Source organism: Streptomyces sp. NPDC024017 (assembly GCF_040638895.1).
GTDB lineage: Bacteria > Actinomycetota > Actinomycetes > Streptomycetales > Streptomycetaceae > Streptomyces.
The window spans coordinates 61,823-87,625 of sequence record NZ_JBEZYZ010000007.1 but is presented as its reverse complement, the minus strand read 5'-3'; the positions used below and the strand labels follow the sequence as shown (position 1 = coordinate 87,625).

Annotated in this window: 23 protein-coding genes and 1 pseudogene; 12 read left to right on the top strand and 12 right to left on the bottom strand. The window is 71.3% G+C overall.

Annotated features, from left to right (window positions below; all coding sequences use genetic code 11):
• Positions 1-41: 41 nt before the first annotated feature.
• Positions 42-2,471 (bottom strand): SpoIIE family protein phosphatase, encoded by a 2,430-nt coding sequence (locus tag AB0G20_RS19975; RefSeq protein ID WP_361304096.1) that lies wholly within the window; start codon positions 2,469-2,471, stop codon positions 42-44.
• Positions 2,472-2,624: 153 nt separating this feature from the next.
• On the opposite strand from AB0G20_RS19975, the gene AB0G20_RS19970 reads away from it, so the two are divergent.
• Positions 2,625-4,088, top strand: coding sequence for an aldehyde dehydrogenase family protein (locus AB0G20_RS19970; RefSeq protein ID WP_361305030.1), 1,464 nt, complete (start codon positions 2,625-2,627; stop codon positions 4,086-4,088).
• Between the two features lie 24 nt (positions 4,089-4,112).
• Here AB0G20_RS19970 and AB0G20_RS19965 read toward each other — a convergent pair whose 3' ends face one another.
• Complete coding sequence (locus AB0G20_RS19965; RefSeq protein WP_361304093.1) at positions 4,113-4,343, bottom strand: hypothetical protein; 231 nt, start codon at positions 4,341-4,343, stop codon at positions 4,113-4,115.
• Between the two features lie 155 nt (positions 4,344-4,498).
• Complete coding sequence (gene sigJ, locus AB0G20_RS19960; protein WP_361304090.1) at positions 4,499-5,431, bottom strand: RNA polymerase sigma factor SigJ; 933 nt, start codon at positions 5,429-5,431, stop codon at positions 4,499-4,501.
• A gap of 101 nt (positions 5,432-5,532) precedes the next feature.
• Here sigJ and AB0G20_RS19955 point away from each other — a divergent pair, with 101 nt between their 5' ends.
• From AB0G20_RS19955 to AB0G20_RS19945, 3 genes are all read left to right on the top strand, one after another.
• Positions 5,533-5,901 carry a hypothetical protein gene (locus AB0G20_RS19955; RefSeq protein WP_361304087.1) on the top strand — a complete coding sequence of 123 codons (369 nt, stop codon included), beginning with the start codon at positions 5,533-5,535 and terminating at the stop codon, positions 5,899-5,901.
• A gap of 285 nt (positions 5,902-6,186) precedes the next feature.
• A complete protein-coding gene (locus AB0G20_RS19950) occupies positions 6,187-8,076 on the top strand; it encodes an ATP-binding cassette domain-containing protein (protein WP_361304084.1) in 1,890 nt (629 codons plus the stop codon).
• A 122-nt stretch (positions 8,077-8,198) separates the two neighbouring features.
• Positions 8,199-8,828 carry an acetoacetate decarboxylase family protein gene (locus AB0G20_RS19945; protein ID WP_361304081.1) on the top strand — a complete coding sequence of 210 codons (630 nt, stop codon included), beginning with the start codon at positions 8,199-8,201 and terminating at the stop codon, positions 8,826-8,828.
• A gap of 78 nt (positions 8,829-8,906) precedes the next feature.
• Here the strand turns inward: AB0G20_RS19945 and AB0G20_RS19940 are convergent, their stop codons facing one another.
• The gene (locus AB0G20_RS19940) at positions 8,907-9,095 is read right to left on the bottom strand and encodes a YbdD/YjiX family protein (RefSeq protein ID WP_361304078.1); all 189 of its coding nucleotides are present in this window, start codon (positions 9,093-9,095) and stop codon (positions 8,907-8,909) included.
• Positions 9,092-11,245 carry a carbon starvation CstA family protein gene (locus tag AB0G20_RS19935; protein ID WP_361304075.1) on the bottom strand — a complete coding sequence of 718 codons (2,154 nt, stop codon included), beginning with the start codon at positions 11,243-11,245 and terminating at the stop codon, positions 9,092-9,094. Before AB0G20_RS19935 ends, AB0G20_RS19940 begins: the two co-directional genes overlap by 4 nt.
• 226 nt (positions 11,246-11,471) lie before the next feature.
• On the opposite strand from AB0G20_RS19935, the gene AB0G20_RS19930 reads away from it, so the two are divergent.
• Genes AB0G20_RS19930 through AB0G20_RS19920 form a run of 3 tightly spaced genes read left to right on the top strand, consistent with a single transcriptional unit; the run spans position 11,472 to position 13,845 of the window.
• The gene (locus tag AB0G20_RS19930) at positions 11,472-13,013 is read left to right on the top strand and encodes a sodium:solute symporter (RefSeq protein ID WP_361304072.1); all 1,542 of its coding nucleotides are present in this window, start codon (positions 11,472-11,474) and stop codon (positions 13,011-13,013) included.
• 20 nt (positions 13,014-13,033) lie between these two features.
• Positions 13,034-13,576: a SigE family RNA polymerase sigma factor gene (locus AB0G20_RS19925; RefSeq protein ID WP_361304069.1), complete on the top strand. Its 543-nt coding sequence runs from the start codon at positions 13,034-13,036 to the stop codon at positions 13,574-13,576.
• Complete coding sequence (locus AB0G20_RS19920) at positions 13,573-13,845, top strand: hypothetical protein (protein ID WP_361304066.1); 273 nt, start codon at positions 13,573-13,575, stop codon at positions 13,843-13,845. Before AB0G20_RS19925 ends, AB0G20_RS19920 begins: the two co-directional genes overlap by 4 nt.
• On the opposite strand, the gene AB0G20_RS19915 is transcribed toward AB0G20_RS19920, so the two are convergent.
• Positions 13,827-14,447, bottom strand: a complete 621-nt coding sequence (locus AB0G20_RS19915; protein WP_361304063.1) for a dihydrofolate reductase family protein — start codon at positions 14,445-14,447, stop codon at positions 13,827-13,829. The two genes, AB0G20_RS19920 and AB0G20_RS19915, sit on opposite strands and share 19 nt — an antisense overlap.
• Before the next feature lie 133 nt (positions 14,448-14,580).
• Between AB0G20_RS19915 and AB0G20_RS19910 the strand changes: the two genes are divergently transcribed.
• The gene (locus AB0G20_RS19910; RefSeq protein ID WP_361304060.1) at positions 14,581-15,240 is read left to right on the top strand and encodes a 1,4-alpha-glucan branching protein; all 660 of its coding nucleotides are present in this window, start codon (positions 14,581-14,583) and stop codon (positions 15,238-15,240) included.
• 10 nt (positions 15,241-15,250) lie between these two features.
• Here AB0G20_RS19910 and AB0G20_RS19905 read toward each other — a convergent pair whose 3' ends face one another.
• Positions 15,251-16,195, bottom strand: a complete 945-nt coding sequence (locus AB0G20_RS19905; RefSeq protein ID WP_361304057.1) for a helix-turn-helix domain-containing protein — start codon at positions 16,193-16,195, stop codon at positions 15,251-15,253.
• Between the two features lie 101 nt (positions 16,196-16,296).
• On the opposite strand from AB0G20_RS19905, the gene AB0G20_RS19900 reads away from it, so the two are divergent.
• Entirely contained in the window at positions 16,297-17,328 is a 1,032-nt protein-coding gene (locus AB0G20_RS19900; protein ID WP_361304054.1) for a saccharopine dehydrogenase NADP-binding domain-containing protein, read from the top strand.
• Positions 17,329-17,403: 75 nt separating this feature from the next.
• Here AB0G20_RS19900 and AB0G20_RS19895 read toward each other — a convergent pair whose 3' ends face one another.
• From AB0G20_RS19895 to AB0G20_RS19880, 4 genes are all read right to left on the bottom strand, one after another.
• Entirely contained in the window at positions 17,404-17,754 is a 351-nt protein-coding gene (locus AB0G20_RS19895; RefSeq protein ID WP_361304051.1) for a cupin domain-containing protein, read from the bottom strand.
• Between the two features lie 156 nt (positions 17,755-17,910).
• A complete protein-coding gene (locus tag AB0G20_RS19890; protein ID WP_361304048.1) occupies positions 17,911-18,618 on the bottom strand; it encodes a GNAT family N-acetyltransferase in 708 nt (235 codons plus the stop codon).
• A gap of 79 nt (positions 18,619-18,697) precedes the next feature.
• Complete coding sequence (locus tag AB0G20_RS19885; protein ID WP_361304045.1) at positions 18,698-19,585, bottom strand: GDSL-type esterase/lipase family protein; 888 nt, start codon at positions 19,583-19,585, stop codon at positions 18,698-18,700.
• Between the two features lie 21 nt (positions 19,586-19,606).
• Entirely contained in the window at positions 19,607-20,683 is a 1,077-nt protein-coding gene (locus AB0G20_RS19880) for a rhamnogalacturonan acetylesterase (protein ID WP_361304042.1), read from the bottom strand.
• Between the two features lie 934 nt (positions 20,684-21,617).
• Here AB0G20_RS19880 and AB0G20_RS19875 point away from each other — a divergent pair.
• Positions 21,618-23,420, top strand: coding sequence for a rhamnogalacturonan lyase (locus AB0G20_RS19875; RefSeq protein WP_361305028.1), 1,803 nt, complete (start codon positions 21,618-21,620; stop codon positions 23,418-23,420).
• A 185-nt stretch (positions 23,421-23,605) separates the two neighbouring features.
• Positions 23,606-23,803 (top strand): annotated as a pseudogene (locus AB0G20_RS19870) (helix-turn-helix transcriptional regulator); the annotation flags it as partial.
• 28 nt (positions 23,804-23,831) lie between these two features.
• Here AB0G20_RS19870 and AB0G20_RS19865 read toward each other — a convergent pair.
• Positions 23,832-24,314 carry a MarR family transcriptional regulator gene (locus tag AB0G20_RS19865; RefSeq protein ID WP_361304039.1) on the bottom strand — a complete coding sequence of 161 codons (483 nt, stop codon included), beginning with the start codon at positions 24,312-24,314 and terminating at the stop codon, positions 23,832-23,834.
• A gap of 124 nt (positions 24,315-24,438) precedes the next feature.
• Between AB0G20_RS19865 and AB0G20_RS19860 the strand changes: the two genes are divergently transcribed.
• Positions 24,439-25,800 carry an aminotransferase class I/II-fold pyridoxal phosphate-dependent enzyme gene (locus AB0G20_RS19860; protein ID WP_361304036.1) on the top strand — a complete coding sequence of 454 codons (1,362 nt, stop codon included), beginning with the start codon at positions 24,439-24,441 and terminating at the stop codon, positions 25,798-25,800.
• Positions 25,801-25,803 lie beyond the last annotated feature (3 nt).

Below are 25,803 nucleotides of genomic sequence, written 5' to 3'. Positions count from 1 at the left end.
CCGCCAACTCGTCGATGCCAGGTTCCCTCAGGGACCTGACCTCACCGAACGGCCGGACGCGGTCCTCCTAGGGCCTGTTCCGCCCAGATGACCTTGCCGTCGGTCGTCTGCCGGGCGCCCCAGCCCTGGCACATCTGGGCCACGAGGAGCAGGCCGCGACCGCCCTCGTCGTAGGTGCGGGCTCGCCGCATGTGCGGGGCGGTCGTACTGCCGTCCGACACCTCGCAGATCAGGGATCGGTCGTAGATCAGTCTCAGCTCGATGGGTGGTTCGGCGTGCCGGATGGCGTTGGTGACGAGTTCGCTGACCACCAGCTCGGTGACGAACACGCACTCGTCGAGGCCCCACTCGGCCAGTTGCCGGCTCGCGTTCTTGCGTGCCGCGGAGACCGCGGCCGTGTCGGGCGGCACCTCCCAGGAAGCCACGTGGGAGGTGTCCAGGGCGCGGGTGCGGGCCACGAGCAGGGCCACGTCGTCGGCCGGCCGCTCCGGAAGCATGGTGCGCAGCACCGCGTCGCAGGTGCTCTCGAGTGAGGCATCGGACCGCTGCAGCAGCTGGAGCAGTGTGTCCATGCCTTCGTCGATGTCCCGGGACGCGGCCTCGATGAGGCCGTCGGTGTAGAGCGCGAGAACGCTGCCTTCGGGCAGCTCCAGTTCGATGGCCTCGAAGGGCAGACCGCCCAGTCCCAGGGGAAGTCCCGCGGGGACGTCGAGGAAGCGCACCCCGCCGTCCGGTGTGAGCAGCGCCGGGACGGGATGCCCCGCGCGTGCCAGGGAGCAGCGGCGGGAGACCGGGTCGTAGACGGCGTACAGGCACGTGGCGCCGATGTCGCCGGTGCTGTCCGCGCCCGAGGCCAGGTGGCTGACCAGGTCGTCCAGGTGGGTGAGCAGCTCATCGGGAGGGAGGTCGACGTCGGCCAGGGTCCGGACGGCGGTCCGCAGCCGTCCCATGGTGGCCGAGGCCTGGATGCCGTGGCCGACGACATCGCCGACGACCAGTGCGACGCGGGCACCGGACAGCGGGATGACGTCGAACCAGTCGCCGCCCACCCCGGCCTCTGCGCTGGCCGGCAGGTAGCGGGAGGCGACGTCGAGGGCGGACTGCTCGGGCAGACGTTGCGGCAGGAGGCTGCTCTGCAGCGTGAGGGAGGTGGCTCGCTCCCGGGTGAACCGGCGGGCGTTGTCGATGCAGAGGGCGGCCCTGTCGGTGAGTTCCTGGCCGAGCAGCAGGTCGTCCTGTGCGAAGGCTTCCGGGTTCCGGTGGCGGGAGAAGGTGGCCACGCCCAGGGTGATGCCACGGGCCCGCATGGGCACGGCCAGCACCGAGTGGAATCCGAACTGCCGCATGCGCGCACCCCGCTCGGGGGTCTGGCGCAGCACGTCCTTCATCGCCTCGGCGGTGATGTGCTGGATCATCGGCCGGCCGGCCGCCAGGCATTCGGCCGCCGCCGACTTGTCCGGATAGACGGCCACGGTCCCGTTCGGGACCACGGCCTCGGGACAGCCTTCCAGAACCGACTGGTGGGCGACACGGCGCAGCCGCACGGGGCCGCGCGGGGCGCCCGTGGGCGGGTCGGCACCGCCTTCGATCGACGGCAGCAGGTCGACGGTGACGAAGTCGGCGAGCTGAGGGACGGCCACGTCGGCGAGTTCCTGCGCGGTGCGCACCAGGTCGAGTGTGCTGCCGACGCGCAGGCTCGCCTCGTTCAGCAGGGCCAGCCGCTGCCGCGCCAGGTGCTGCTCGGTCATGTCGTGCGCCGAGAGCAGCACACCCTGCGTCCGGCCGTCGCCCGCCCGTACCGGGGCCAGGGACACGGTCCACATGCTCGGGCGTTCATGGCCCGCGAGCTGCAGCGAGACCTGGAGGTCCTGCTGCTCGCCGGTTTCCAGCGCGCGGCGCATGGCCTGCTCGGTACGGTCGGCCTGTTCGTGATGCACGATCTCCGAGACGCGCAGTCCGCGCATCGCCTCCTCGGGCAGGCCGATCACCCGTTCCATGTCCGCGTTGGCCCTGACCAGCCGCAAGCCGGTGTCGTACAGCGCCGTCGTGCAGGGGGACTGGGTGAAGCTCCTCCTGAGGAACAGGTCGTCGTCGGGGCTCACCCCGAGGCGGCTGACCGCCGTGAGCAGCAGCCACTCGCCGCGGCCGCCGTCGTCCCGGCGGAGGTGAGCCAGGAGGTTCACGGTCAGGGCGTGTCCCTCGCGGTGCAGCAGCGTCACCGGTCCGCTCCACCTGGGGAGCGTGAGCAGGGAACTCAGGACTTCCGGCGGGGGCCCGTCGGCGAGCAGTGCGGACCCGGGCCGGCCGACCACCTCAGTGGCCCGGTAGCCGAGCAGCCTGCGGGCTCCTTCGCTCCATCCCGTGACGATGCCGCGCTCGTCCACGACGGCCTTCGCGGTGGCGGTCTCGTCGACCAGGCCTTTCGGCGGTGCACCACCGCCCTCGCCCGGGACGGACGCAGATCTCGCCATGGAGCCTCAACCCGCCTCACCCACTCGGCATTCTCATTGCTTCGTTCAGATATGTCCCAAGAATGACAGATACCCCCTTCCCGGGTTGAATGGCGAGGAACGCTGAACAGGCCGCGTGGGAGTATCCACCGACCAGGGGCGGAGGTCGTGACCATGCCTGTCGACGGCGAGCGGACCTGGCCGGACGCGGCCGAGTGGACCGGGAAGATCTACAGCGGTGGCTGGCGAACCGCTGAGGGCGGCACCCGTCCGGTGATCGAACCGGCCACCGGCAAGCCTCTGGCGGAGGTGGGCGTGGCCTCTCCGGCAGATGTCGCACGGGCGGGTGCCCGGGCCGCCCGGGCAGCGTCGGAGTGGGCGGCGGCCACCACGTCCGAACGGGTCGACGTGCTGACGCGTGCCGGTCGTGCCCTGCGCGAGCACAGCGGGGCGGTCCGCGAATGGATCGTCCGGGAGTCGGGGGGTGTGCCGGCCAAGGGTGACTACGAGATCGCGGCCGGCCTCGCTCAACTGCAGCACGCGATCGGGCTCGCCTCGCAGCCCCCGGGCGAGGTTCTCACACCGCAGGTGCCCGGCGGCACGAGTCTGGCGTGGCGGGTACCGCTGGGGGTCGTGGGGGTCATCACCCCGTGGAACGCGCCGCTGCTGTTCGCGATGCGGGCGCTGGCGCCGGCCCTGGCCCTCGGCAACGCCGCGCTGCTCAAGCCCGATCCCCTGACCCCGGTGTCCGGCGGTGTCCTCGTCGCGCAGCTGTTCCGGGAGGCCGGACTGCCCGAGGGGGTGCTGCACGTCCTTCCCGGCGACGCGGCGGCCGGGCGCGCGGTCGCCGCCGACCAGCATGTCGCGATGGTCTCGTTCACCGGCTCCACCGAAGCGGGGCGGGAGGTGGCCCGCATCGCCGGCGAAGGGCTCAAGCGTGTGTCACTGGAGCTCGGCGGCAAGAACTCGATCGTCGTGCTGGAGGACGCGGACGTGGAGGCGGCCGCCGCGGCGGGGGCCATGAGTTCGTTCGGCTACCAGGGCCAGGCCTGTGTCGCGGCCGGACGCCATGTGGTCCACGCGGACGTCGTCGAGGCGTACACCGAGGCACTCGTCCGGCAGGCGAAGGCGCTGCCGATCGGTGATCCCCGCGACGAGGGCGTGGTACTCGGTCCGGTCATCAGCGAGCGGCAGGCGGCCCGGATCGAGCGGATCGTGGACGAGAGCGTGGCCGCCGGAGCCCGCGTGCTGGCCGGAGGCAGCCGCGAGGGGCTCTTCTACCCGCCCACCGTGCTGGACCGCGTCGACCGGTCCATGCCGGCCTTCCGCGAGGAGATCTTCGGTCCTGTCGCTCCCGTCATCCCGTTCCGCGGCGAGGACGAGGCCGTGGAGATCGCCAACGACACGGCGTACGGTCTGACCGCCGCCGTCCACTCCGGGTCGGCGCCTCGTGCGATCGCCCTCGCGCAGCGGCTGCGTACCGGCATGATCCACATCAACGACGTGTCCGCCAAGGACGCCGCGAACGCGCCCTTCGGGGGCATGGGTGTCTCGGGCAACGCCTCCCGCATCGGCGGCACCGCCAGCCTGGAGCTGTTCACACAGTGGCGCTGGATGACGGCGCCCGGGCCGTTGTGACCCTCCCGGGCGCGGCAACGGCTGCTACGCGTGCCAGAGGGCGTCCCGCCGATGGCGTGCCGGCGGTATGTCCACCGTGTCCGCGGCATCGAGTGCGAGTTCGCCGGCGGTGGTGTTCACCAGCCTCAGGAGAGTGCCTACCTGGGTGCGCAGCCGCTGTCGCGCCCGGCGTTCCTCCGTTGCGGCCCACTGGGCGACGGAAGGATCCCACTGGTGCCGGGCGAACGAGTAGACGTCCACGGTGCGGCGGACCATGCGTGGCCGGGGCCTTGTGGACTCACGTGTCGCGTCGGTGAAGCTGCGCGCGCTGTACCTGAGGTCGTGGACGACCACGGAACGCCAGGGCTTTCCCGAGGACCAGTCGCGCGCACTCCGGCTGCGCGGAGGGCGAAGATGATGGGCGGTTCGTGTCACGCGGACTCCGTCCCCTCCCTCGCCCAGGGCCTTAGCTTCTCCGGGTTGCGGACCGCCCAGATGCGGGTGACGCATCCGTCGCGGACGTCGAACGAGGCCACGGTCATGACGACGCCGGCGCGCTGGGCCACCAGGCCCGGCATGCCGTTGACCGAGCGCTCCAGGAGTTCGAGCCCCGGTGCCTTGTCGGCGACGGCGACCATGTACTGGGCGATGCGCGTGCCGCCCTCGACCGGGCGCAGGACGGCACCGGTCCTGCCGCCGCCGTCGGCGGTCATCACGGCGGCCGGGTCGAGAAGACGGACGAGCGCCGCGATGTCCTTGCTCTCCCACGCTTCTTTGACCTGCCTCACCACGTGGGCCTGGCCGGTCGCCGTCACCGGAGAGCGCGCGACGCTCACCCGCCGCCGGGCCGAGGCCGCAAGCTGCTTGCAGGCCGCGGGAGTTCGGCCGAGGACATCGGCGATCTCGGCGAAGGGGTACCGGAAGACGTCGTGCAGGACGAACGCCACCCGCTCCGCGGGCGTCATCGACTCCAGGACGACGAGGAAGGCCACGGACACCGACTCGTCCAGGACGACCTGGTCGGCGGGGTCCGCAGGGCCGCCGGTGGGGTTGGTACCGCCCGCGTGGCCCCACTCGGTGCGGTCGGGCAGCGGCTCGGGCAGCCACGCGCCGACATAGCGTTCGCGGCGGGACCGGGCCGAGCCGAGCAGGTCGAGGCAGATGCGGCTGGTCACCGTCGTCAGCCAGGCGCCGGGCGACAGGATCTCCTGCTGCCGGCTTCGCGGCAGCGCGTACCAGCGTGCGTAGGCGTCCTGCACGGCGTCCTCGGCCTCGGTCACCGAACCGAGCAACCGGTAGGCGACGTTGATCAGTTGGCGTTGCTCGCCCGCTGTCCCGTCCGTGCCGGTCCCGGCAGTTCCCATGCTTGCGGCGGCCCCCTCGCCTTACCTTTCGCAGCCTCGTGTCGTCGGGCTGGTGAGACCTTATCGATCTACCGCCCGAGGGCGGAAGAGAGGACTGCGACATGGCCACTCAGGTGACGGCGACGGCTCGGCGCGGCTCCACCTTCCTGCGGATCGCGATCGCCCTGCAGACCCTGACCATCTTCCTCCAGGCGGTGTCCGCCGGACTGCTGCTGACCTCGTCCTACGGGGAGACACTGCACAGTGCCGGAGCCCGTGTGATGTACGGGGCGTCGATGCTGTACGTCCTGGCCGCGGTGCTGGCGTGGAAGCCGGGCGGCGGCTCGGCCCGGCCCGTCCGGCACGCGGCGGGCTTCCTCGTCCTCGCCTCGGCCCAGGTCGTACTCGGCATCGCTCATGTCCCGTCGCTCCATCTCCCCCTCGGCGTCCTGATGTTCGGCCTGAGCGTGCTGGCACTGGCCCGACGGTGAGGTCCGGCACGGGGGCAGCCCGCCAGGCTGCTGAGCGGAGGCGGTGGACAATCCGATGGTCGCCGCTCCGAAATCCCATCCGCCACAGGCGTTTCAGGCCTCCGCGATTCGGCCAACCCCGCGCTCCCGGGATCGGCCCCAGCAGCGAGCGGCGCCGGTCGATCCCTTGCGCGGCAAGGACCTCAGCGCGTCCGGAATCGAGCGCGTTCGATTCGGGCGCCGCGTCGTTAGGCCGTGCACCGCCGAGCCGTCCAGGCGCGGCACGGACCCGAGGAGGGACCCCAGGTGACGGTGACCGACACCTCTACCGCTGACGAGAACACTCCGCCCCCTCCCCCACCCGCAACCCTCACGTTCGGCGGGAAGTACGGCAAGAACCCGCTGGCGGACGCCAGTTTCGGTGCGATGTGCCGCCGCCTGCCGTCGGTCCTCGGGCACACCGCCCGGATGGCGTGGGCCGTCGACAGGGCCGGCGTCGTGCTGCTCCTCGTGTGCCAGCTCCTCACCGGCATCGCGGCGGCCGTCGTCCTCGCGTTCACCGCGCAGGCCATGACGCACATCCTCGGCAACGGCACGGTCTCCGAACGCCTGCACGGTGCGCTGCCCGCCCTGATCGTGGTGACGGCGGCCGCGGCCGTCGGCCGGATCAGCAGCGCCGTGTCCTCCTACGTCGACGGCCGGATCACTCCGCTGCTGACGACCGAGGCCGACATCGCCCTGGTCGCCGCCGTGTGCCGGGTGGAGACCTCCGCCTACGGCGAGGACGGCTTCGCCGATCGCCAGGAAGCCGCCGAAGTCGGTGTCACCCGCACCCGGATGATGGTCCAGGACGCCCAGCGGTTCACGTCCGCGCTGATCCGCATGATCGCCGCGAGCGGCGTCATCACGGCACTGCACCCACTGATGCTGCCCCTGCTGCTCCTGGCCGTCCTCCCGGCGGGCGCCGGAGCCGTCCTGTCCGCGCGCGTCGACTACGAGACCCACTACCTCAACGTCGGCGACCGCAACGTGCGTTCCATGATGCGCTGGTGGGCCACCTACTCCCGATTCGGCGACGAGGTCCGCGCCAACGGCATGACCGGCTATCTCGTCTACTGGTACCGGGCCCTGTCCGACCGCATCGACCAGCGCACCCTCGCCGCCGCCCCGCGTCTGCTGCGCATCGTGCTGACCACCAGCGCCCTGGGCGGGGTCTTCCTGCTGTGCACCTGGGCCACCCTCGCCTGGCTGGCCGCCGGCGGCCGGGTCGCGCTGCCCGTCGCCGCCACGGCCGTCGTCGCCGTGCAGACCACCCTCGCGGCGCTCAGCCAGTTCGTCGTGCACGGCGCTGCGATGTTCCACACCTCGCTCTATCTGGCCGACATGCGGGCCTTCCTCGACATGGCCGCCGAACGCGCCCCGCGGCGTGGTGAGCTGACCATCCCGGAACGCGTCGACGAGATCCGCCTCGACGAGGTCGTGTACCGGTACCCGGGCAAGGACGAACCCGCCGTCGCGGGGGTGTCGCTCACCCTCCGCCGGGGGGAGATCCTGGCGATCGTCGGCGAGAACGGCTCGGGCAAGTCCACCCTCGCCAAGCTCATCACCGGCATCCTCCTCGCCGACAAGGGGCGCGTGCTGTGGGACGGCGTCGACCTCGCTCACGCCGACCCCGACGCCGTGTGGAAACGGACCGCGCTCGTACCGCAGAACTTCGCCTGCTGGCCCCTGCGCACCCGCGAGAACATCACTCTCGGACAGCCCAAGACCTTCGACGACGGTCCCGTGTGGGACGTGGTCGACGCCGTCGGCATGCGCGAAGCGATCGAGAAGCTGCCCCGGCAACTCGACACCCTCCTCGCCAAGGAGCTGTGGGGCGGCGCCGAACTCTCCGGCGGACAGTGGCAGCGCCTGGTGTGCGGACGCGCCCTGTACCGCCGGACGCCGCTCCTGATCCTGGACGAGCCGACCTCCCAGATGGACGCCCGCGGCGAACACGCCATCTTCCTCGAGATCAAGAGGATCGCCGTCGAGCGCATGACGATCGTCGTCACCCACCAACTGGAGAACACCCGCCTCGCCGACCGCGTCCTCGTCATGGACGAGGGCCGGGTCGTCGAGCAGGGGACCTACGAGGATCTCGTCGACGCCGGCGGCCTGTTCGCCGAACTCGTCGCCCTGGCCAAGGACCGCTGACCCGCGCCGGGCAGGGCCCGTGGCTGCGCGCCGCGGGCCCGTCCCGGCCGTCCCGAGTGGAACAATCGGCCGTACGAGTCCGAGCTGAGGAAGTCGGTCATCACGCCGTGGAACGACCAGCCGTGCCCTTTCCTCCTTCGCCGTGGCGCCTCACCGGCGACATGGTCGTCTCGCTGTGGCGCATCCCGACGGGCGACCTGCCGTCCTGGCCCCTGCCGCCCGGGGTCCGCCCCTGGGTCGTGCGGCGCCGCGCCACATTGGTCACCTTCTGGGTCGACTACCGGCCCGGAGGCGTCCTCGCCTACCGCGAATTCCTCGTCGCGCTTGCCGTACGCCACGGACACCGCTTTGCCGCGAGCACCGTGGCCGCCTGGGTCGACGACGACCGGGCTCTGGCCGGGGGCCGCGCCCTGTGGGGCATCCCGAAGGAACAGGGCACGATCACGTTCCGCGCGGACAGCCGGAGCGCCCGGGCCGCGTTGACCGCGGCCGGCACTCCGGCTGTCCGCCTCGCGTACCAGGACGTGCTGCGGCTGCCCTTCCGGCTGCCGGCCCGCGCCCGTCTGATCCAGCACTTGTCCGACGGTACGGAGTGCCGCGTCCCCCTGCGGATCAGCGGACGACCGTCCCTGGGCCGCAGCCGCGTGACGACGGAACCTGAAGCTCCCTGGTCCGTCCTCGCCCGGCATCGGCCACTGCTGTCCCTCGCCCTCCGCGACTTCCGCAGCACCGTCGGCAGCTCCGCCGTGTAGCTGTGCCGAGGGCCGCGCAGAGCCACAGGCCGGAGGGGCGGACTCGCTCCGTCGCTCGCACGGCCTCGCGGGAGCCGCTCAGCAGCAGCGGCTGTGGGTGCGGGCCTCCTGGTGCCGGGTGCGCAGCACCTGGTACTCGCGGCGGGTCGGCACCGGGGCGAGCGGGTGGTGGCGCCGGTGCCGCTCGCAGTGCCGGTCGTAGTCGGCCTCTCCGGTCAGCTCCCGCAGATACCAGCGCACCGCCCGCACCCAGTGCCGGATCCTCACGAGCGGGCTCCGGCCAGGGGCTCGACGGAGTCGCCGGGTACGTCGATGCGGGACTCGACGTACGGGGCCTCGGTGGTCGGCAGCGGCGTCGCGGACCGTATCGCGCGCACGCAGACCACCGCCGCGTTGCCGATCACCACGGCGACCAGGAGCAGGAAGAGGGCGATGAGGACGCCGTCGACGGTGGAGTTGGTGACCACGGTGTGCATGTCGGCGGTCGTCTTGGCGGGTGCGAGGATCTGCCCGGCGTCCAGGGCGTCGGCGTAGTGGGCCCGTTGGGCGAAGAAGCCGATCTTCGGGTCGGCGGAGAAGACCTTCTGCCAGCCGGCGGTGAAGGTGATCGCGGTGACCCAGGCGAGGGGAACGCCGGTCACCCACGCCCAGCGCAGCCGCCCGGACTTGACGAGGACGGTGGTGCAGACGGCGAGGGCGATGGCGGCGAGCAGCTGGTTGGCGATGCCGAAGAGCGGGAAGAGCTGGTTGATCCCGCCGAGCGGGTCGGTGGCGCCGGTGTAGAGGAAGTAGCCCCAGGCGGCGACGACCAGGCCACTGCACAGCCAGATGCCGGGCTTCCAGTTGACCCGGCCGAGCGGCTTGTAGACGTTGCCGAGCATGTCCTGGAGCATGAAGCGGCCGACCCGGGTGCCGGCGTCCACCGTGGTCAGGATGAACAGCGCCTCGAACATGATGGCGAAGTGGTACCAGAAGGCCTTCATGGCCGCCCCGCCGAAGACTCCGGAGAAGATCTCCGACATGCCGACCGCGAGGGTCGGGGCGCCGCCGGAGCGGGCGATCAGGGTCTGTTCCTCGACCGCCTTCGCGGCCTGGGTGAGCTGGTCGGGGGTGATGGTGAAGCCGAGGCCCGCCACCGCGTGGGACGCGGACTCGGCGGTCGCGCCCAGCAGACCCGCCGGTGCGTTCATCGCGTAGTACAGGCCCGGTTCCAGCGTCGCCGCGGCGATCAGCGCCATGATCGCGACGAACGACTCCATCAGCATCGCGCCGTAGCCGATCAGCCGGACCTGGGACTCCTTCTGGATCAGCTTCGGGGTCGTTCCGGAGGAGACCAGGGCGTGGAAGCCGGACAGCGCGCCGCAGGCGATCGTGATGAAGAGGAAGGGGAACAACGCCCCCGCGAAGACCGGGCCCGCTCCCGAGGTCGCGAAGTCGCTCACCGCGTCGGCCCGGAGCACGGGCGCGGCCACGATCACGCCCACCGCGAGCAGGGCGATCGTGCCGATCTTCATGAAGGTGGAGAGGTAGTCGCGCGGCGCCAGCAGCATCCACACCGGCAGCACCGAGGCGACGAAGCCGTAGCCGATCAGGCAGAAGACGAGGGTGGTGGGGCTGAGGGTGAACGTGCCGGCCAGGGAGGAGTTCTGCACCCAGCCGCCGCCGACGATCGCCAGGAGCAGCAGCGCCACGCCGATGAGGCTGGTCTCGACGACCCTGCCGGGGCGGACGCGGTGCATCCAGAAGCCCATGAAGAGGGCGATGGGGATGGTCATCGCGACGGAGAACGTGCCCCACGGGGAGTGGGCCAGAGCGTTCACGACCACCAGGGCGAGCACGCCGAGCAGGATAATCATGATGGCGAACACCGCGACCAGGGCGGCCGCCCCGCCCGCCCGGCCGATCTCGTCGCGGGCCATCTGGCCCAGCGACTTGCCGTCCCGGCGCATCGACAGGAACAGCACCACCATGTCCTGCACCGCCCCGGCGAAGATCACCCCGGCCACGATCCACAGCGTCCCCGGGAGATAACCCATCTGCGCGGCGAGCACCGGTCCCACCAGGGGTCCGGCGCCGGCGATCGCGGCGAAGTGGTGGCCGAGCAGCACCCGGCGATCGGTCGGCTGGAAGTCGACGCCGTCCTCCAGGCGCTCGGCGGGCGTGGCCCGGCGGTCGTCCGGCCGGAGCACCCGGCGGGCGATGAACCGTGCGTAGAAGCGGTAGGCGATGGCGTACGAACCGAGCGCGGCGATCACCAGCCAGACCGCGGAGATCCGCTCGCCCCGGGCCAGGGCGAGCACGCCCCAGGCGACGGCGCCGAGCAGGGAGACAGCGGTCCACAGCAGGGCGGACCGAGGTGACAAACGCGGCTTTCTGGGCGTCGGCAGGTCGGTTTCGGGCAGGGCGGACGTAGGCATGGCGGCTCCTCGGCAGGGCGGTGCGGGACACCTCGTGACACGAGGTGCCGGGGGATCAGCGAACGGCGGCTCTCCCCCTCGCTGTCGGTCTGTGCAAGAGTTGCCCACCCCCCGGATCCGGTTGACAGCGAATGTCCAGAGGATTTCCCGCCGGTTCCCTGTCCTCCGATCGGGGCCGCCGCGCAACTCCCCCGTGAGGGTTCAGGCACACCAAGGACGGTGACCCATGGCCGACGGCACCATGACCGTGACGTTCCTCGCCGTGATCGGCGGAGCGTCGCTGCTCGCGGTCACCGCACGGCGCCTGCACCCCAGTGACCGGCTGCCGTCCCTCGAAGGCTGGGCACTGGCCGACCGCAGTCTCGGCCCGGTGTGGACCTGGTTCCTGCTGGGCGGCACGATCTTCACCGCGTACACCTTCACCGCCGTGCCGGGTCTGGCGTACGGCAACGGCGCGGCGGCCTTCTTCGCCGTGCCGTACACGGTGATCGTCTGCCCCCTCGCCTTCGTGCTGCTCGGCCGCCTGTGGACCGTGGCCCGCGCCCACGGCTACGTCACCGTCGCCGACTTCGTCCGCGGGCGGTACGGGTCGGCGCCGCTCGCCCTGGTCGTCGCGCTGACCGGAATCCTCGCGACCATGCCCTACCTGGCGCTCCAGTTGCTCGGCATACGGGCCGTTCTGACGGCCGGCGGGGTGTATCCGCGCGGTGCGGCCGGGGACCTGGTGATGGTGGCGCTGTTCGCGGGGCTGGCCGTGGCCACGTACCGGCACGGGCTGCGGGCGCCCACGGTCATCTCGGCGCTGAAGGCGGTGGCCGTCTTCGTGTCGCTCACCGCGGTCACCTGGCTGGTCCTGGAGCGGCTCGGCGGGCCGGGGGCCGTCTTCGACGGAGCGGCCCGGCGGCTCGGCGAACCCGCACTGCTGCTGACCCCCGCCCAGCAGCCCGCCTACGCCACCCTCGCGCTCGGCTCCGCGCTCGCCCTGCTGATGTACCCGCACGTCCTCACGGCGGGGTTCGCCGCCGACGGGCCGCGCACCCTGCGCAAGGTCTCGGTGGCGCTGCCCGCCTGGACCGGACTTCTCGCGCTCTTCGGCGTCCTCGGCTTCGCGGCGCTCGCGGCCGGGGTGCGGGCGCCCGAGGGCGGGGCCGAGGCGGCCGTGCCGATGCTGGTCGACCGGCTGATGCCGGGGCCGCTGGCCGGGCTGGTGTTCGGCGCGATCACCGTCGGGGCGCTGGTCCCGGCGGCGGTGATGTCGATCGCGGCCGCCACCAGCTTCGTGCGCAACGTGTACGTCGAGTACGTGCACCCCACGGCCACGCCCAAACGGCAGGTCCGCATCGCCAAGGCCGTCTCGCTCATCGCGAAGGCCGGGGCGGTCGCGTTCGTCTTCGGGCTGCGCGACCAGGACGCGATCAACCTCCAGCTGCTGGGCGGGGTGTGGATCCTGCAGATCTTCCCGGCCGTCGCCGTCGGCCTGTTCACCGGGCGGCTGCATCCGCGGGCGCTGCTCGCCGGGTGGGGCGTGGGCATGGTGGCCGGGACCTTCCTGGTCGTGCGCGAGGGGTTCTCGTCCATCGTGGGCATCGGCTCCGGGCCGTTCGAGATCTACGCCGGCCTCGCCGCGCTCGTGCTCAACCTGGTCGTCGCGGTGGCCGGCACCGCCGTACTCGAACGTCTCGGCGTCCCGCGCGGCGCCGACCTGACCGACCTGCCGTCCCGCCTGACCGTCAGGCGGCGTCCGGAGACGGGAGCGAACCAGCAGTGAGACACAGACACCCGATACCGGTGACGGAGCCCGACGTCGAGGCGCCCGCGCCCGCTCCGGCCGACCCGGCGGAACTGGAGCGCGAGGCCGGACTCGCGGGGCTCTTCGAGCTGCACTACGCCTCGATGCTGCGCCTGGCCGTGCTGCTGGGCGCGGACGACCCGGAGAACGTGGTGGCCGAGGCGTACTACCAGATCTACCGGAAGTGGCGGCGCCTGAGGGACATCGAGGCGGCGGAGGCGTATCTGCGCTCCACGGTGTGCAATCTGACCCGGATGCGGATCCGCCATCTGCAGGTCGCCCGCAAGCACGTGGAGAGTCCGCCCGAGGAGACGGTCGTCTCCGCCGAGAGCGCGGCGCTGCTCCGCGACGACCAGCGCGTCCTGATCGACGCGCTGCAGCAGCTTCCGGCCCGGCAGCGCGAGGCGCTCGTGCTGCGGCACTGGCTCGGACTGAAGGAGGGCGAGATCGCCGCCGCGATGGGCATCTCCTCCGGTTCGGTGAAGACGCACACCGCACGCGGCCTGGCCGCACTGACCCAGGCGATGGAGGCCCGGCGATGAACCACACGGACCCGGACCGCACGGAGCGGGAACTGACCGAGGCCTTGGCCGCCCTCGCCGGCGGGGTACGGGCCGCACCGGACGCGTACCGCACGGCACGCGGCGAGTGGCTGCGCCGCGAACGCCGTCGCCGGCTCGTCCTCGCCGTGCTCATCACCGTCGTGTTCGCCTTGGCCACCCTGATCGGTCTGTGGGTGCTGAACGAGGCACCGTCGCATCCGGGAGTGATCTTCTCGGGCCTCCCGGGCCCTCAGGTCAGCACGCGGTAGGTCAGGTGCGTGACCCGGCTCGCCGCCCGCGACGTCACCTGCTCCAGCCTCAGCGGCGGGACGCCCTCGAACAGCCGCGTGCCGGCGCCGAGCGTGAGGGGCACGATGTGCAGCCGCAGCTCGTCGATCAGGCCGGCGGCGAGGTACTGGTTGAGGGTGGTCGCGCCGCCGAGGACGGTGACGCCGGCGTCCCCGGCGGCCTCGCGTGCCTGGGCCAGGGCCGACGTGATGCCGTCGGTGACGAAGCCGTACGTGGTGCCGCCCTCCATCGGCTGCGGCTCGCGCGCGTGGTGGGTGAGCACGAACACCGGCGCGTGGAACGGCGGATCGACACCCCACCAGCCGTTCCACGGCCGATCCCACTCGCCGCGCACCGGGCCGAACATGTTGCGCCCCATGATGAACGCACCGGCCGTGTTCAGCCGGTCGATCTCGGCCCGGTTCTCGTCGGGCGTGTCGAACATCCAGGCGTGCAGTGCGGCGCCCGAGCCGTCACCGCCGTCGTCTCCGAACGGGCGTTGCTCGGTCTGGTTGAGTCCGGCCGCGTACCCGTCGGCCGAGATCGTGATGTCGCAGACCACCCTGCCGACCGGCTTGGTCATGGACCTCTCCTCCGTGTGGCGTTCGGTATCAGAAACTACGCGCACGAACTCCCGCCTTCGAGAGCTCTGCCGGGCGCCACGCGGATGCGAAAGTGTGATCGCCCGTACGACTCCTTGGAAGGGAACCTTCGGCATGGCCGTCATCCACCGCACCACCCTGCAGCCGACCAAGCTGGAACTGCTCACTTCCTGGCTGCCCTCGCGCCCGTGGTACCGCGGTGGCACGGGCGAACCGCGGTTGGCGAAGGCCGGCGGCTTCCGGCTCGACGATCCGCAGGGCGAGGTGGGGATCGAGTTCATGGTGGTCACCGACGCCTCCGGCCCTCAGCCGGCCGCGTACCTGGTGCCTCTGGCCTATCGCGGTGCCTCGCTCGAAGGGGCGGAACACGCCCTCGTCGGCACGATGGAGCACGGGGTGCTGGGACGACGCTGGGCCTACGACGGCTGTCACGATCCCGTGCTGGTCGCCCAGTTGGTGACCCTGATCGAGGGGCGGGCGCAGGCCCAGAACCAGAACATCAGCGACACACCCGCTCAGGAGGTCGTCGTCTCCCGCGCCGAAGAAGGCTCCCTCTCCACGGACTTCACCGTCACCGACGACCGGGAAGGCACAGCGCTGACCACACCGCAGGGCCCGGTCCTCCGCTTGCACCGGGCCCTGCAACCCGCTGCGGACGGCCTGTTCGTGCCTCCGCAGGGTGCGACCGGCCATGTCGTCGGCTCCTGGGAGGCGCCGGACGGCACCCGCGCGCAGGGGGCGTTCGCCGTCCTGCACGGCGGCAGCAGGGCGTAGCTCCCCGAGATCAGCGCGTCCGCGAGCGGAATGTCCTGCGGTACGCGTCCGGGGGCACGCCGAGCGTGCGGTTGAAGTGGCGGCGCAGCGTCGTGGCGGTCCCCATGCCGGTGGCCGCCGCGATGGTGTCGACGCTGTCGTCGCTCTTCTCCAGCAGTTCCTGGGCGTGCCGGATCCGCTGGGTCAGCAGCCACTGCAGCGGGGTCGTGCCGGTCACCGCTCTGAAGTGGCGGCCCAGGTGACGGGAGCTCATGCCCGCCCGGCGGGCCAGGTCCTCCACGGTCAGCGGCCGGTCGAGCCGTTCGATGATCCAGGGGAACAGGGCGGCGAGCGGGTGGTCGTCCTGGTCGGGCACCGGGGCGGTGACGAACTGGGCCTGGCCGCCTGCCCGGTGCGGGGGTACGACCAGGCGACGGGCGACGGCGTTGGCGACCGACGAGCCCAGGTCGAGACGGACCAGGTGCAGGCAGAGGTCCAGCGCGGCGGCCTTGCCGGCGGAGGTGAGCACCCTGCCGTTGTCCACGTACAGCACGTCAGGGTCGACCTCCACCAAGGGGTGACGGGCGGCCAGTTCATCGGTGTGCGCCCAGTGCGTGGTGGCGCGCCGTCCGTCGAGAAGCCCGGCCGCGGCCAGTACGAACGCGCCCGTGCACAGGGAGGCCACGCGTGCGCCCGCCTCGTGGGCCTCGCGCACCGCGTCGACCAGGTCGCCGGGCGGGTCCTCGTCGACGTCGGCCCAGCCTGGGACGATCACGGTGTCGGCGTGCCGGAGCCGGTCGAGCCCGGCGTCGGGCTCCAGCCGGAACCGTTCGACCTGCACGGCGGCCGGTCCGCAGACGGTGAGGTCGTACCAGGGGGCCGTCACGCCGTCCGGGGCGGCGGCGAACACCTCGTGGGCCAGGGACAGTTCGAAGTGCAGCATTCCGTCGGTGGCGGCCAGCGCGACAGTGGTCATGTCCGTAATTGTATGGGGGATGTCGTTCCAGACACTCACGGTCGGATGCTCATAGCCGTCAGGATGGCCGTAGTTGATCGTTCGAGCACAGGGGAGAGCTCATGGGACCGGGTCAGACGGTGACGGTGTTCGGCGCGTACGGGCACACCGGGCGGTTCATGGTGGCGGAGCTGCTGAGGCGCGGGTTCGTCCCGGTCCTCTCGGGCCGCGACGAGGTGAAACTGAAGGCGCTGGCGGCGTCGTATCCCGGGCTGGAGGTCCGTCCGGCGTCGGTCGACGATCCGGACGCGCTCGACCGCGCGCTGGCCGGGGCGGCGGCGGTGGTCAACTGTGCGGGACCGTTCGCGACGACGGCCGCCCCCGTGATCGAGGCGGCCCTGCGTGCCGGCGTCCCGTATGTCGATGTGGCGGCCGAGATCGAGGCGAACGCGGACACGTTCGCGCACTTCGCGGACCGAGCCCGCGCCGCGGGGGCGGTGATCGTCCCGGCGATGGCGTTCTTCGGCGGACTCGGTGACCTGCTGGCCACCGCGGCGATGGGCGACTGGACCGTCGCCGACGAGGCGCACGTCGCCTACGCGCTGAGCGGTTGGCAGCCCACGGACGGGACACGGGCCGCCGGCGCGGTCTCCCGGGAGCGGCGGGGCGGTGCCCGCGTGGTGTACCGCAACGGGCGGCTGGACTACCGCCGGGACGAGGCGACTACTCTCCAGTGGCCCTTCCCGGAGCCTGTGGGTTCCCGGGCGGTCATCGGGGAGTTCACTATGGCCGACGTCGTCACCATCCCCAGCCACCTGGCTGTCCCCGACGTGCGCACGTACATGACGGCCGAGGCCGCCCGGGACGTGACGGCCCCCGGCTCACCGAAGCCGACCGCGGTCGACGAGCACGGGCGGTCCGACCAGACCTTCCTCGTCGACGTCGTCGTGCGTTCCGGCGGCAGCGAGCGGCGCGCTGTTGCGAGGGGGCAGGACATCTACGCCGTCACGGCGCCGCTCGCGGTGGAGGCGCTGCACCGCATCCTCACCGGGCGGACCCGGACGATAGGCGTCGTCTCCGCCGGCGAGATCTTCGACGCGGGCGACTTCCTCCGCGCGCTGTCCACGCACCTCTCCGTGGAGCTGCCTCAGTAGGGGCCGGCGAAGTCGCCGCTGTGACCCATGGCCCGTGTGGACCAGGGGGGGGACGCGGCCCGGTGAGTCACCGCGTCACAGGCCGATGCTGTACACCTTGCGGATCGTCTCCTTGACGTCCCAGCGGCCGGACCAGCCCTTGGGCTGGACGATGACGTCACCGGCGGAGATCTCGAAGGTCTCTCCCGTGGCACCGTCGGTGATGGTCGCGCGGCCGCTCACGATGTAGCAGGTCTCGGTGTCCTCGCGCTCCTCGACCGGCCACCCGCCGGGCCGGGACTCCCAGACGCCGGCCCGGACCGTGTCGTCGGTGTCGAACCGGAGAAGGCCCAGTTGCGGGTCGCCGGCATCCGCGCCCGGACGCCGGCCGATCGCTTCGAGATCTCCGGTGATCATCGGTGCGGGGACGTGGACGAACGTGGCCATGAGTGGCTCCCAGGTGCATCGGGCTGTGCGGGTGTCGAGGAGAAATCCTGCACGCACCTCCCCCTGACCTCGACGGACGAGTTGTCAGGAACGTCGCCGTATTTCTGACACGCCGCGGTCGGCACTACCGCAGGGTGCGACTGCGGATCCGATGCCTCAAGGCGTGCGGAAACCGCGGAACGTCACGTGCTTCCGGGTCTCGAAGCCGAGCCGTTCGTAGAGCGCGAGCGCGCCGCTGTTCGCCTCGGCCACGTGCAGGAAGGGACGTTCGCCGCGAGCCACGATGCGCGCGATGAGCGCCCGCAGCAGCCGGACGGCGTGGCCCTGTCCGCGCGCCTCGGGTGCGGTGCAGACGGCGCTGATCTCGGTCCAGCCGGGAGGCCTCAGCCGCTCCCCCACCATCGCCACCAGCGCGCCGCCGTCACGGACGCCGAGATACGTGCCGAGTTCGTGCGTGCGGGGCCAGAAGGGTCCCGGCCGGGTCCGCTCGATGAGGTCGAGCATCTCGGGCACGCTCTCCGTGCCGAGTTCGACCACGCCGGAGTCGATGTCGGCACCGGCCGGATCCGGGCCGTCGTGGCCGGTCCAGATCATCTGCCGGCCTTCCAGGACGAAGACCGGCTCCCAGTCCGGCGGCGGAACGGCCGGGCAGCTGAACATGTCGGCGAACTCGCCCGGCCCCAGCAGCTTGGCCAGGTCGCCCCATGCCTCCCCGCCCGGTTCGGCGGGCACCGCGGAGAAGGTCGCCACCCCGGGCACGTAGGTGGCGGCGGCACCGAGCCGGCGGGCGAGATGGGCGTGGTGCCCGCGGAGGGACTCGCCCACCGGGTCGTCGAGTACGTCGGCGTCGCGGAACCCCGTCATCGTGCTGCGCCTTCCCTGCCCTGGTCGTCTTCGCTGCCGACAGCCATGCTAGTCAGGCCTTGAGGACGGGATGTCGGCGCTACCTGAGATATGCGGCGAGCGCGAGGTTCTGCCTGCGCACGTCCCCGGCGACGAGTCCGGCGATCCGCTGCGCGCCGTACGTTTCGAAGTGGGTGCGGTCGTCGCAGAAGAACGCCCCCACGGGACCCGATCCGAAGTCACCGTTGTGCGGGCAGAAGCGCAGGCTGTTGTAGAGCGAGACGCTCAGCGACTGCAGGTCGACGACCGGTGCCCTGGTGGCGGATCCGACGGCGAAGGTCTCGTTCACGAAGCCGCGGTTCTTCGTCGCCGTGCTTCCGGAACAGGTGATGGCGGCCACCGGGGTGAGCAGCACCGGGTGTGCTCCCCGGGCCAGGGCGGCCTGCACCATCGTGGTCATCAACTGCCGGTAGCGCGCGGGGCCGACGTGCCGGGGGCAGGTCGAGGAGGAGTCGTTGATGCCGAACTGGATGAACAGGTAGTCGCCCGCCTTCATCCCCGTGCTCGCGTTCAGCATCGCCTGCCAGCGTGACGAGTACGCGCTGGAGGTGAGGCGGCATTCTCCGTCCGAACCCTTCGTGCTGCTGACGTTCCCTTCGTACAGCCAGGTCTGGATGCTGCGGCCTCCCACCGCCTGGTTCCTGACGGTCACATCGGCGTTGAACAGGGCGTCGAACTGGCTGCCCCAGCCGACCGGGCAGCGGGCGGAGCCCGGGTTGGCCATGGTGGAGTCGCCGGCCAGCCACACGGTGACCGGTGCGGCCGCCGCTCGCGCGGCCGGGGCCTTGACGCCGGAGGCGTTGGCGCATTTCGCCGCGGTGCCGGCAGCCGCTGGGGCGGCGCTGTCAGCCGCTGAGCCGGTGCCGACGCCGAGACTCGACAACGCAATCACCAGTGCGGTCGTCACAAGTGTCCGGAGGTTCTTCATCGTGTGTCCTCCTTGGGTCGGTCAGCGCAGGTGGGCGGCCAGGGGCAGGTTCTGCTCCCGGATGCTCTGGAGCAGCAGGCCGCCCATCTGGGTCGCGCCGTACTGCGAGAAGTGGGTGTTGTCCGTGACGCCGTCGACGGAGGAGCGGAGGAAGAGCTGTGCGGAGGCGGACGGTCCGAGGGACTCGACCAGTGCCTTGCTCCGGGCGGTCAGGTCGATCACCGGTACCCGCTGTGCCGCACCGACGGCGCGCATCTCCGCGGGCAGGTTCACGCCGACGCCGTTGACGTGGAGTGCCGTGGAGTTGAGCCGGTTGCCGTCGAACTGTCGGCGGACCGGTGGCGTCACCAGGACCGGGACACCGCCCTTGGCGCGGATCCGCGAGATCATGGTGGTGAGGTTGTTCCGGTAGGTGGACGCGCTGGTCTGCTTGTCGTTGTGACCGAACTGGATGAAGACGGGGTCATTCGCCCTGAGCTTCGGCAGCAACGCGGGCAGGAGCGCCGAGTTGTTGAGGAAGCTACCCGAACTCTCTCCGGAGTCGCCGTAGTTGGCGATGACCGCACCGGGACGGACCGCGGTCGTGATCATCTGCCCCCAGCCGGTGTACGGGGCGGTCAGTTGGTCGCACACGGTCGAGTCGCCGGCCAGGTAGGCGACCAGCGGCTGCGCCGCCGGCTTCACCGAGACGGCGGAGACCTGGGGGGCGGTGCCCCTGAAACGGAGGTCCAGACCGGGGTTCCCGGTGCCGCCCTGGCCTGTCGGCTGCCCCTCCGGTTGGCGCACGTTGATGGTGAACGAGTAGGTGGCCACGGCTCCGGCCTCCGTTCTCGTCGCCGGGAGCATCAGCCGCCGGGCCTCCGCCCACAGTTCGGTCTGTCCGGCGGAGGCGCCGCCGATGGAGACCGTCACGTCGTAGTTGCCCGGCGCGACAGCGTAGTGACAGGTGATCGGCGAGGTGCCGGAGCAGCCGGCCGGCAGCGCCTGCGGTGCGGCGGCGGCGCCGTGGGTCACGCCCGTGCCGGCCAGAGCCGCCAGGGTCAGCAGGCCCGCCACTCCCAGCTGTGCGCCGCGCCCGCCGCGGCACCTTGATGCCATGCTCATTACAACCATGGGTCCGCCCTTCACCACGGGGATGTACGGGGTCGAGGTGTACGCGTCGAGGCGGAGGCTCACGGCTCAGGCCTGAGTGAAGCCGTCCATGATGACGGTGGGGCGCTTGCTGGAGGAGTCCCAGGCGCCCATGTTGTAGCCGGTGAACGGGGACATGCACCCGGCTCCCAGTAGAAGATGCCCTGCCCGCCGTTGGCCTTCAGCGCCTTGGTGCAGGCGACCAGGGAAGCCCGGGTGGAGGAGGCCCTGCCGGCAGCATGGGCAGGCGTGTCGAGTTCGGCGAGCGCGGCGGCTCCAGCGATCGCACCGGCCGTCGCCGTGGTGGCCTTGAGCAGCGTACGGCGGGTGATCCGAACGGAAGTGGGGGCAGGGGTCGGGGACATGGTCGCTCCTCCCTGTCCGCCGGCCGCTCGCGAGGAGGCGCGGCCGGCGGACGCGGGTTGTGGGGGGTGGAGTTTCCGGGACTGGCATGATCCGCATGCACCTGCTGGGAGCGTTCACAATCTGGACAGGCTCGGGGCGCTCCATCCTCTACGAGGGACAGGCTGCACGTGCCGGGATCTACAACTGCTCTGCGCAGAAGGCGAGTTCACTGATCGGTCCACCGGTTCGACTGCCTTCGACCACAGTTGCCCGTGCGGCGCATCACGCAGTGTTCAAGCCCATCCACCCGACTGTCAATGCATCGGCACCGAGAAACTCACGGATCCGAACAGGGGCGAACAACAGACCGGACAGAATCCTTGACGAGGCATCAGCTCGTTCTTACGCTCCCTCCTCATGGGAGCGTTCCCATACCCCCCACGCCCCGGAGGTCACCGTGACCGACTCGCACCGGCGTCCCCGCACCGCGCCACGACCGTGGCGCTCGCCCCACCGGCCAGGCAGCCGACTCATCGGCTGCGTCTCCGCCGCCGCACTGGCCGTCTCCGCTCTCGTCGCACTGCCACAGAGCGCGCACGCGGCGACCGCCCGACAGGTCGAGAAACTCGACCGCGGACTGACCAGCGTGCACACCGGCAGCGGAAACCTGGTGTCATGGCGGTGGCTGGCGACCGACCCGAACGACGTGTCGTTCAACGTCTACCGCGGCGGCACCAGACTCAACTCCTCACCCGTCACCGCCTCGACGAACTACTTCGACGCGGGCGGCGCGGCCTCGGCCGACTACACGGTGCGCGCGGTGGTCAACGGCACCGAGCAGGCCGCGTCCGCGCCCGCGGTCCAGTTCCGCACGGGCTACAAGGACGTGCCGATCTCCCCGCCCGCGGGCGGTACCGCCCCGGGCAACTCGGCCTACACCTACGAGGCCAACGACGCCTCGGTCGGCGACCTGGACGGCGACGGCGCCCTGGACCTCGTCCTGAAGTGGCAGCCCACCAACGCCAAGGACAACTCCCAGTCCGGCTACACCGGCAACACCGTCGTCGACGGCATCAAGCTCGACGGCACCCGGCTGTGGCGCATCGACCTGGGCCGCAACATCCGCTCCGGCGCCCACTACACCCAGTTCCAGGTCTACGACTACGACGGCGACGGCAAGGCCGAGGTCGCCATGAAGACCGCCGACGGCACCCGCGACGGCACCGGCGCGGTCATCGGCAGTTCCTCCGCGGACCACCGCAACTCCAGCGGCTACGTCCTGTCCGGGCCCGAGTACCTGACGATGTTCAACGGCCAGACGGGCAAGGCGATGCAGAGCGTCGACTACGTCCCGGGCCGGGGCACCGTCTCCTCCTGGGGCGACAACTACGGCAACCGTGTCGACCGCTTCCTCGCCGGCACCGCCTACCTCGACGGCGCCCGCCCCTCCCTGATCATGGCGCGGGGCTACTACACCCGATCGGTGATAGCCGCCTGGGACTGGCGGAACGGCGCCTTCACCCGCCGCTGGACCTTCGACACCAGCTCCTCCAGCAACAGCGGCAAGGGCTACGACGGCCAGGGCAACCACAGCCTGTCCGTCGCCGATGTCGACGCCGACGGCAAGGACGAGATCGTCTACGGCGCGATGACCGTCGACGACAATGGCGCCGGCCTGTGGACCACCAGGCTCGGCCACGGCGACGCCGGCCACGTCGGCGACCTCAACCCCTCCCGTCCGGGCCTCGAGTACTTCAAGGTCTCGGAGGACTCCAGCAAACCCGGCTCCTGGATGGCCGACGCCCGCACGGGCGCGAGGCTGTGGCAGACGGCGTCGGGATCCGACAACGGCCGCGGTGTCGCCGCCGACATCTACGCCGGCAGCGCGGGCGCTGAGGCGTGGTCCGCCTCCGACACCACCCTGCGGTCCGCCACCGGCGCCTCCCTGGGCCGGGAGCCCTCCAGCGTCAACTTCCTGTCCTGGTGGGACGGCGACCCCGTCCGCGAGCTCCTCGACGGCACCCGCATCGACAAGTACGGCACCTCCGGTGACACCCGGCTGCTCACGGGCTCCGGCGTCGCCTCCAACAACGGCACCAAGTCCACGCCGGTCCTGTCCGGCGACATCCTCGGCGACTGGCGTGAAGAGGTCGTCTGGCGCACGAGCGACAACAAGGCGCTGCGGATCTATTCCACCCCGAGCCAGACCAACACGAAGATCACCACCCTGCTCCACGACACCCAGTACCGCACGGCGCTGGCCTGGCAGAACACCGCCTACAACCAGCCACCGCACCCGAGCTTCTTCATCGGCAACGCCATGCCGACGGCACCCCGGCCGACGGTCTACACACCCTGACCCGCCCTGCGCCACAGACACTTGCCCCTGCTGCGATCGCAGTAGGGGCAAGTGTCTGCGAACGGCCAACGACGAGAGACCAGCGGAGTGCGAGCGTTGCGGTGCGCCGGGATTCCGGCCCGTGTAAGGCTTCCAGGTCGTCGCCGAACTCCCGCTGGCCCTCGCCCCCGCGTCCGCCTGACCCCAGGGAGCGCCAGGTCATGACCCTGGTCGCCACGGGCCTGGCCAACGACGAGATCGCCGAACGGCTCTTCGTCACCCCGGTCACCGTCAAGAGCCACGCCAACCGGGCCATGGCCAAACTCGGCGCCCGGGACCGGGCCCAACTCGTGGTCATGGCCTACGAGAGCGGGCTGGTCCGCGCCGGAGAGACGCGGACCTGACCGGCACCGTCGAGCGACGGCGGACGAGTCAGGCGTCGCGCAGCGCCTTCTCGATCTCGCCCAGCGAGCGGGTCAGCCGCCCGTAGTCGGCCGGGGCCACCGGTGCCACGAAGTACCGCTCGACGACCTGCGCATGGACGGCGGCGGCCCGGAGGAAGACCGTACGGCCGTGATCGGTCGGCTCGACCAGGACGCTTCTGCGGTCCCCGGGAGCCGGCCCGCGCCGCACCAGACCGGCCCCCTCCATGCGGTCGATCAGGCGGGTGATGCCGCTGCTGGTGAGCGTGAGGTCGTCGGCGAGCAGGCGCTGTGAGATCTCCTCGTCCGGGTGCCGGCAGAGCCGGATGAGGACCTCGAACATCGTGTGGCTGACCTCGCACTCCTTGCGCAGGGCGGTGTCGATCCGCTGTTCCATGCGGGTGGCGGCCTTGATCAGCAGTCCGAAGTCCTGCACGAGCCTGCTGCCGGCGGCGCGGGCCGCATCGTCGTTCTCTCGGTTCGCGGGGTTCACCCGGCCGACTTTACTGCCTCTTCACCTACTGCCGTCTCAACTACTGAGCAATCAATTGCTGAGCAGTCAACCATTCCCTATGGTGGACACCCATCACCCACCATGACGGCAGAGAGGGAGATCAGTGGACCTGCAGCACTGGCTCGGCCGGGCCGACCACGCGATACAGCAGTGGGCCGACACCTTCGGCCCCTACGAGCAGCACCCGTCCCTCCTCGTCGACGACGACCGCTTCGCCGCCGCCTTCGAGGAGCTCACCGGGAGGCTGAAGGAGAACTATCCCTTCTTCCATCCGCGCTACGCGGGACAGATGCTCAAGCCCCCGCACCCGGCGGCGGTCGTCGGCCACCTCACCACCATGCTGATCAACCCGAACAACCACGCCCTGGACGGCGGCCCGGCCACCGCCCGCATGGAGCGCGAGGCCGTGGCTCAGCTGGCCGCGATGTTCGGCTACGACACCCACCTCGGCCACCTCACCACCAGCGGCACGATCGCCAACCTCGAGGCCCTCTTCGTCGCCCGTGAGCTGCACCCCGGCCGCGGCATCGCCTACAGCGCCGACGCCCACTACACCCACGGCCGCATGTGCCACGTCCTGGGCATGAAGGGGTACCCGGTCCCGACCGACGACCGCGGCCGCATCAGCCTCGACGCGCTCGAGGACGTCCTGCGGACGGGAGAGGTCGGCACGGTCGTCCTCACCGCCGGCACGACCGGCCTCGGAGCCGTCGACCCGGTCCACGACGCTCTCCCCCTCAGAGACCGCTACGGTGTCCGGCTCCACGTCGACGCGGCCTACGGCGGCTTCTTCACGCTGCTCGCCGGCGCCGAAGGGCCGGAGGGGCTCCCCTCCCAGCCCTGGCGGGCCATCGCCCGGTGCGACTCGATCGTCGTCGATCCGCACAAGCACGGACTCCAGCCCTACGGCTGCGGTGCCGTCCTCTTCCGCGACCCCGAGGTGGGCCGCTTCTACCTGCACGACTCGCCCTACACCTACTTCACCTCCAACGAGCTGCACCTCGGCGAGATCAGCCTGGAATGCTCCCGCGCCGGCGCCTCGGCCGCCGCCCTGTGGCTCACCTTCCAGGTCCTGCCGCCCACCCCCGAAGGACTCGGCCGCGTCCTCGGGGCCGGCCGCCGGGCCGCCCTGCGCTGGGCCGACCTGATCACCGCCTCGGACGCCCTGGAGCTGTACCAGCAGCCCGAGTTGGACATCGTCGGCTACTTCCCCGCGGTGGAGCCCGCCACCCTCACCGCCGTCGACGCGGCATCGGCACGCGTCCTCGCCGACGGCATGACGGGCCCCGATCCCGTGTTCCTGAGCACCCTCAAGGCCGATCGCGACGCCTTCACCGCACGCCACCCGAAAGTCACCGCCGACGCCGACGGCGCACGCATCCTCCGCAGCGTCCTGATGAAGCCGGAGTCCGAGGACCACGTGCACCGCCTCCACGACCAGGTCACGCGTCTCGCCCGGTCGTGACCG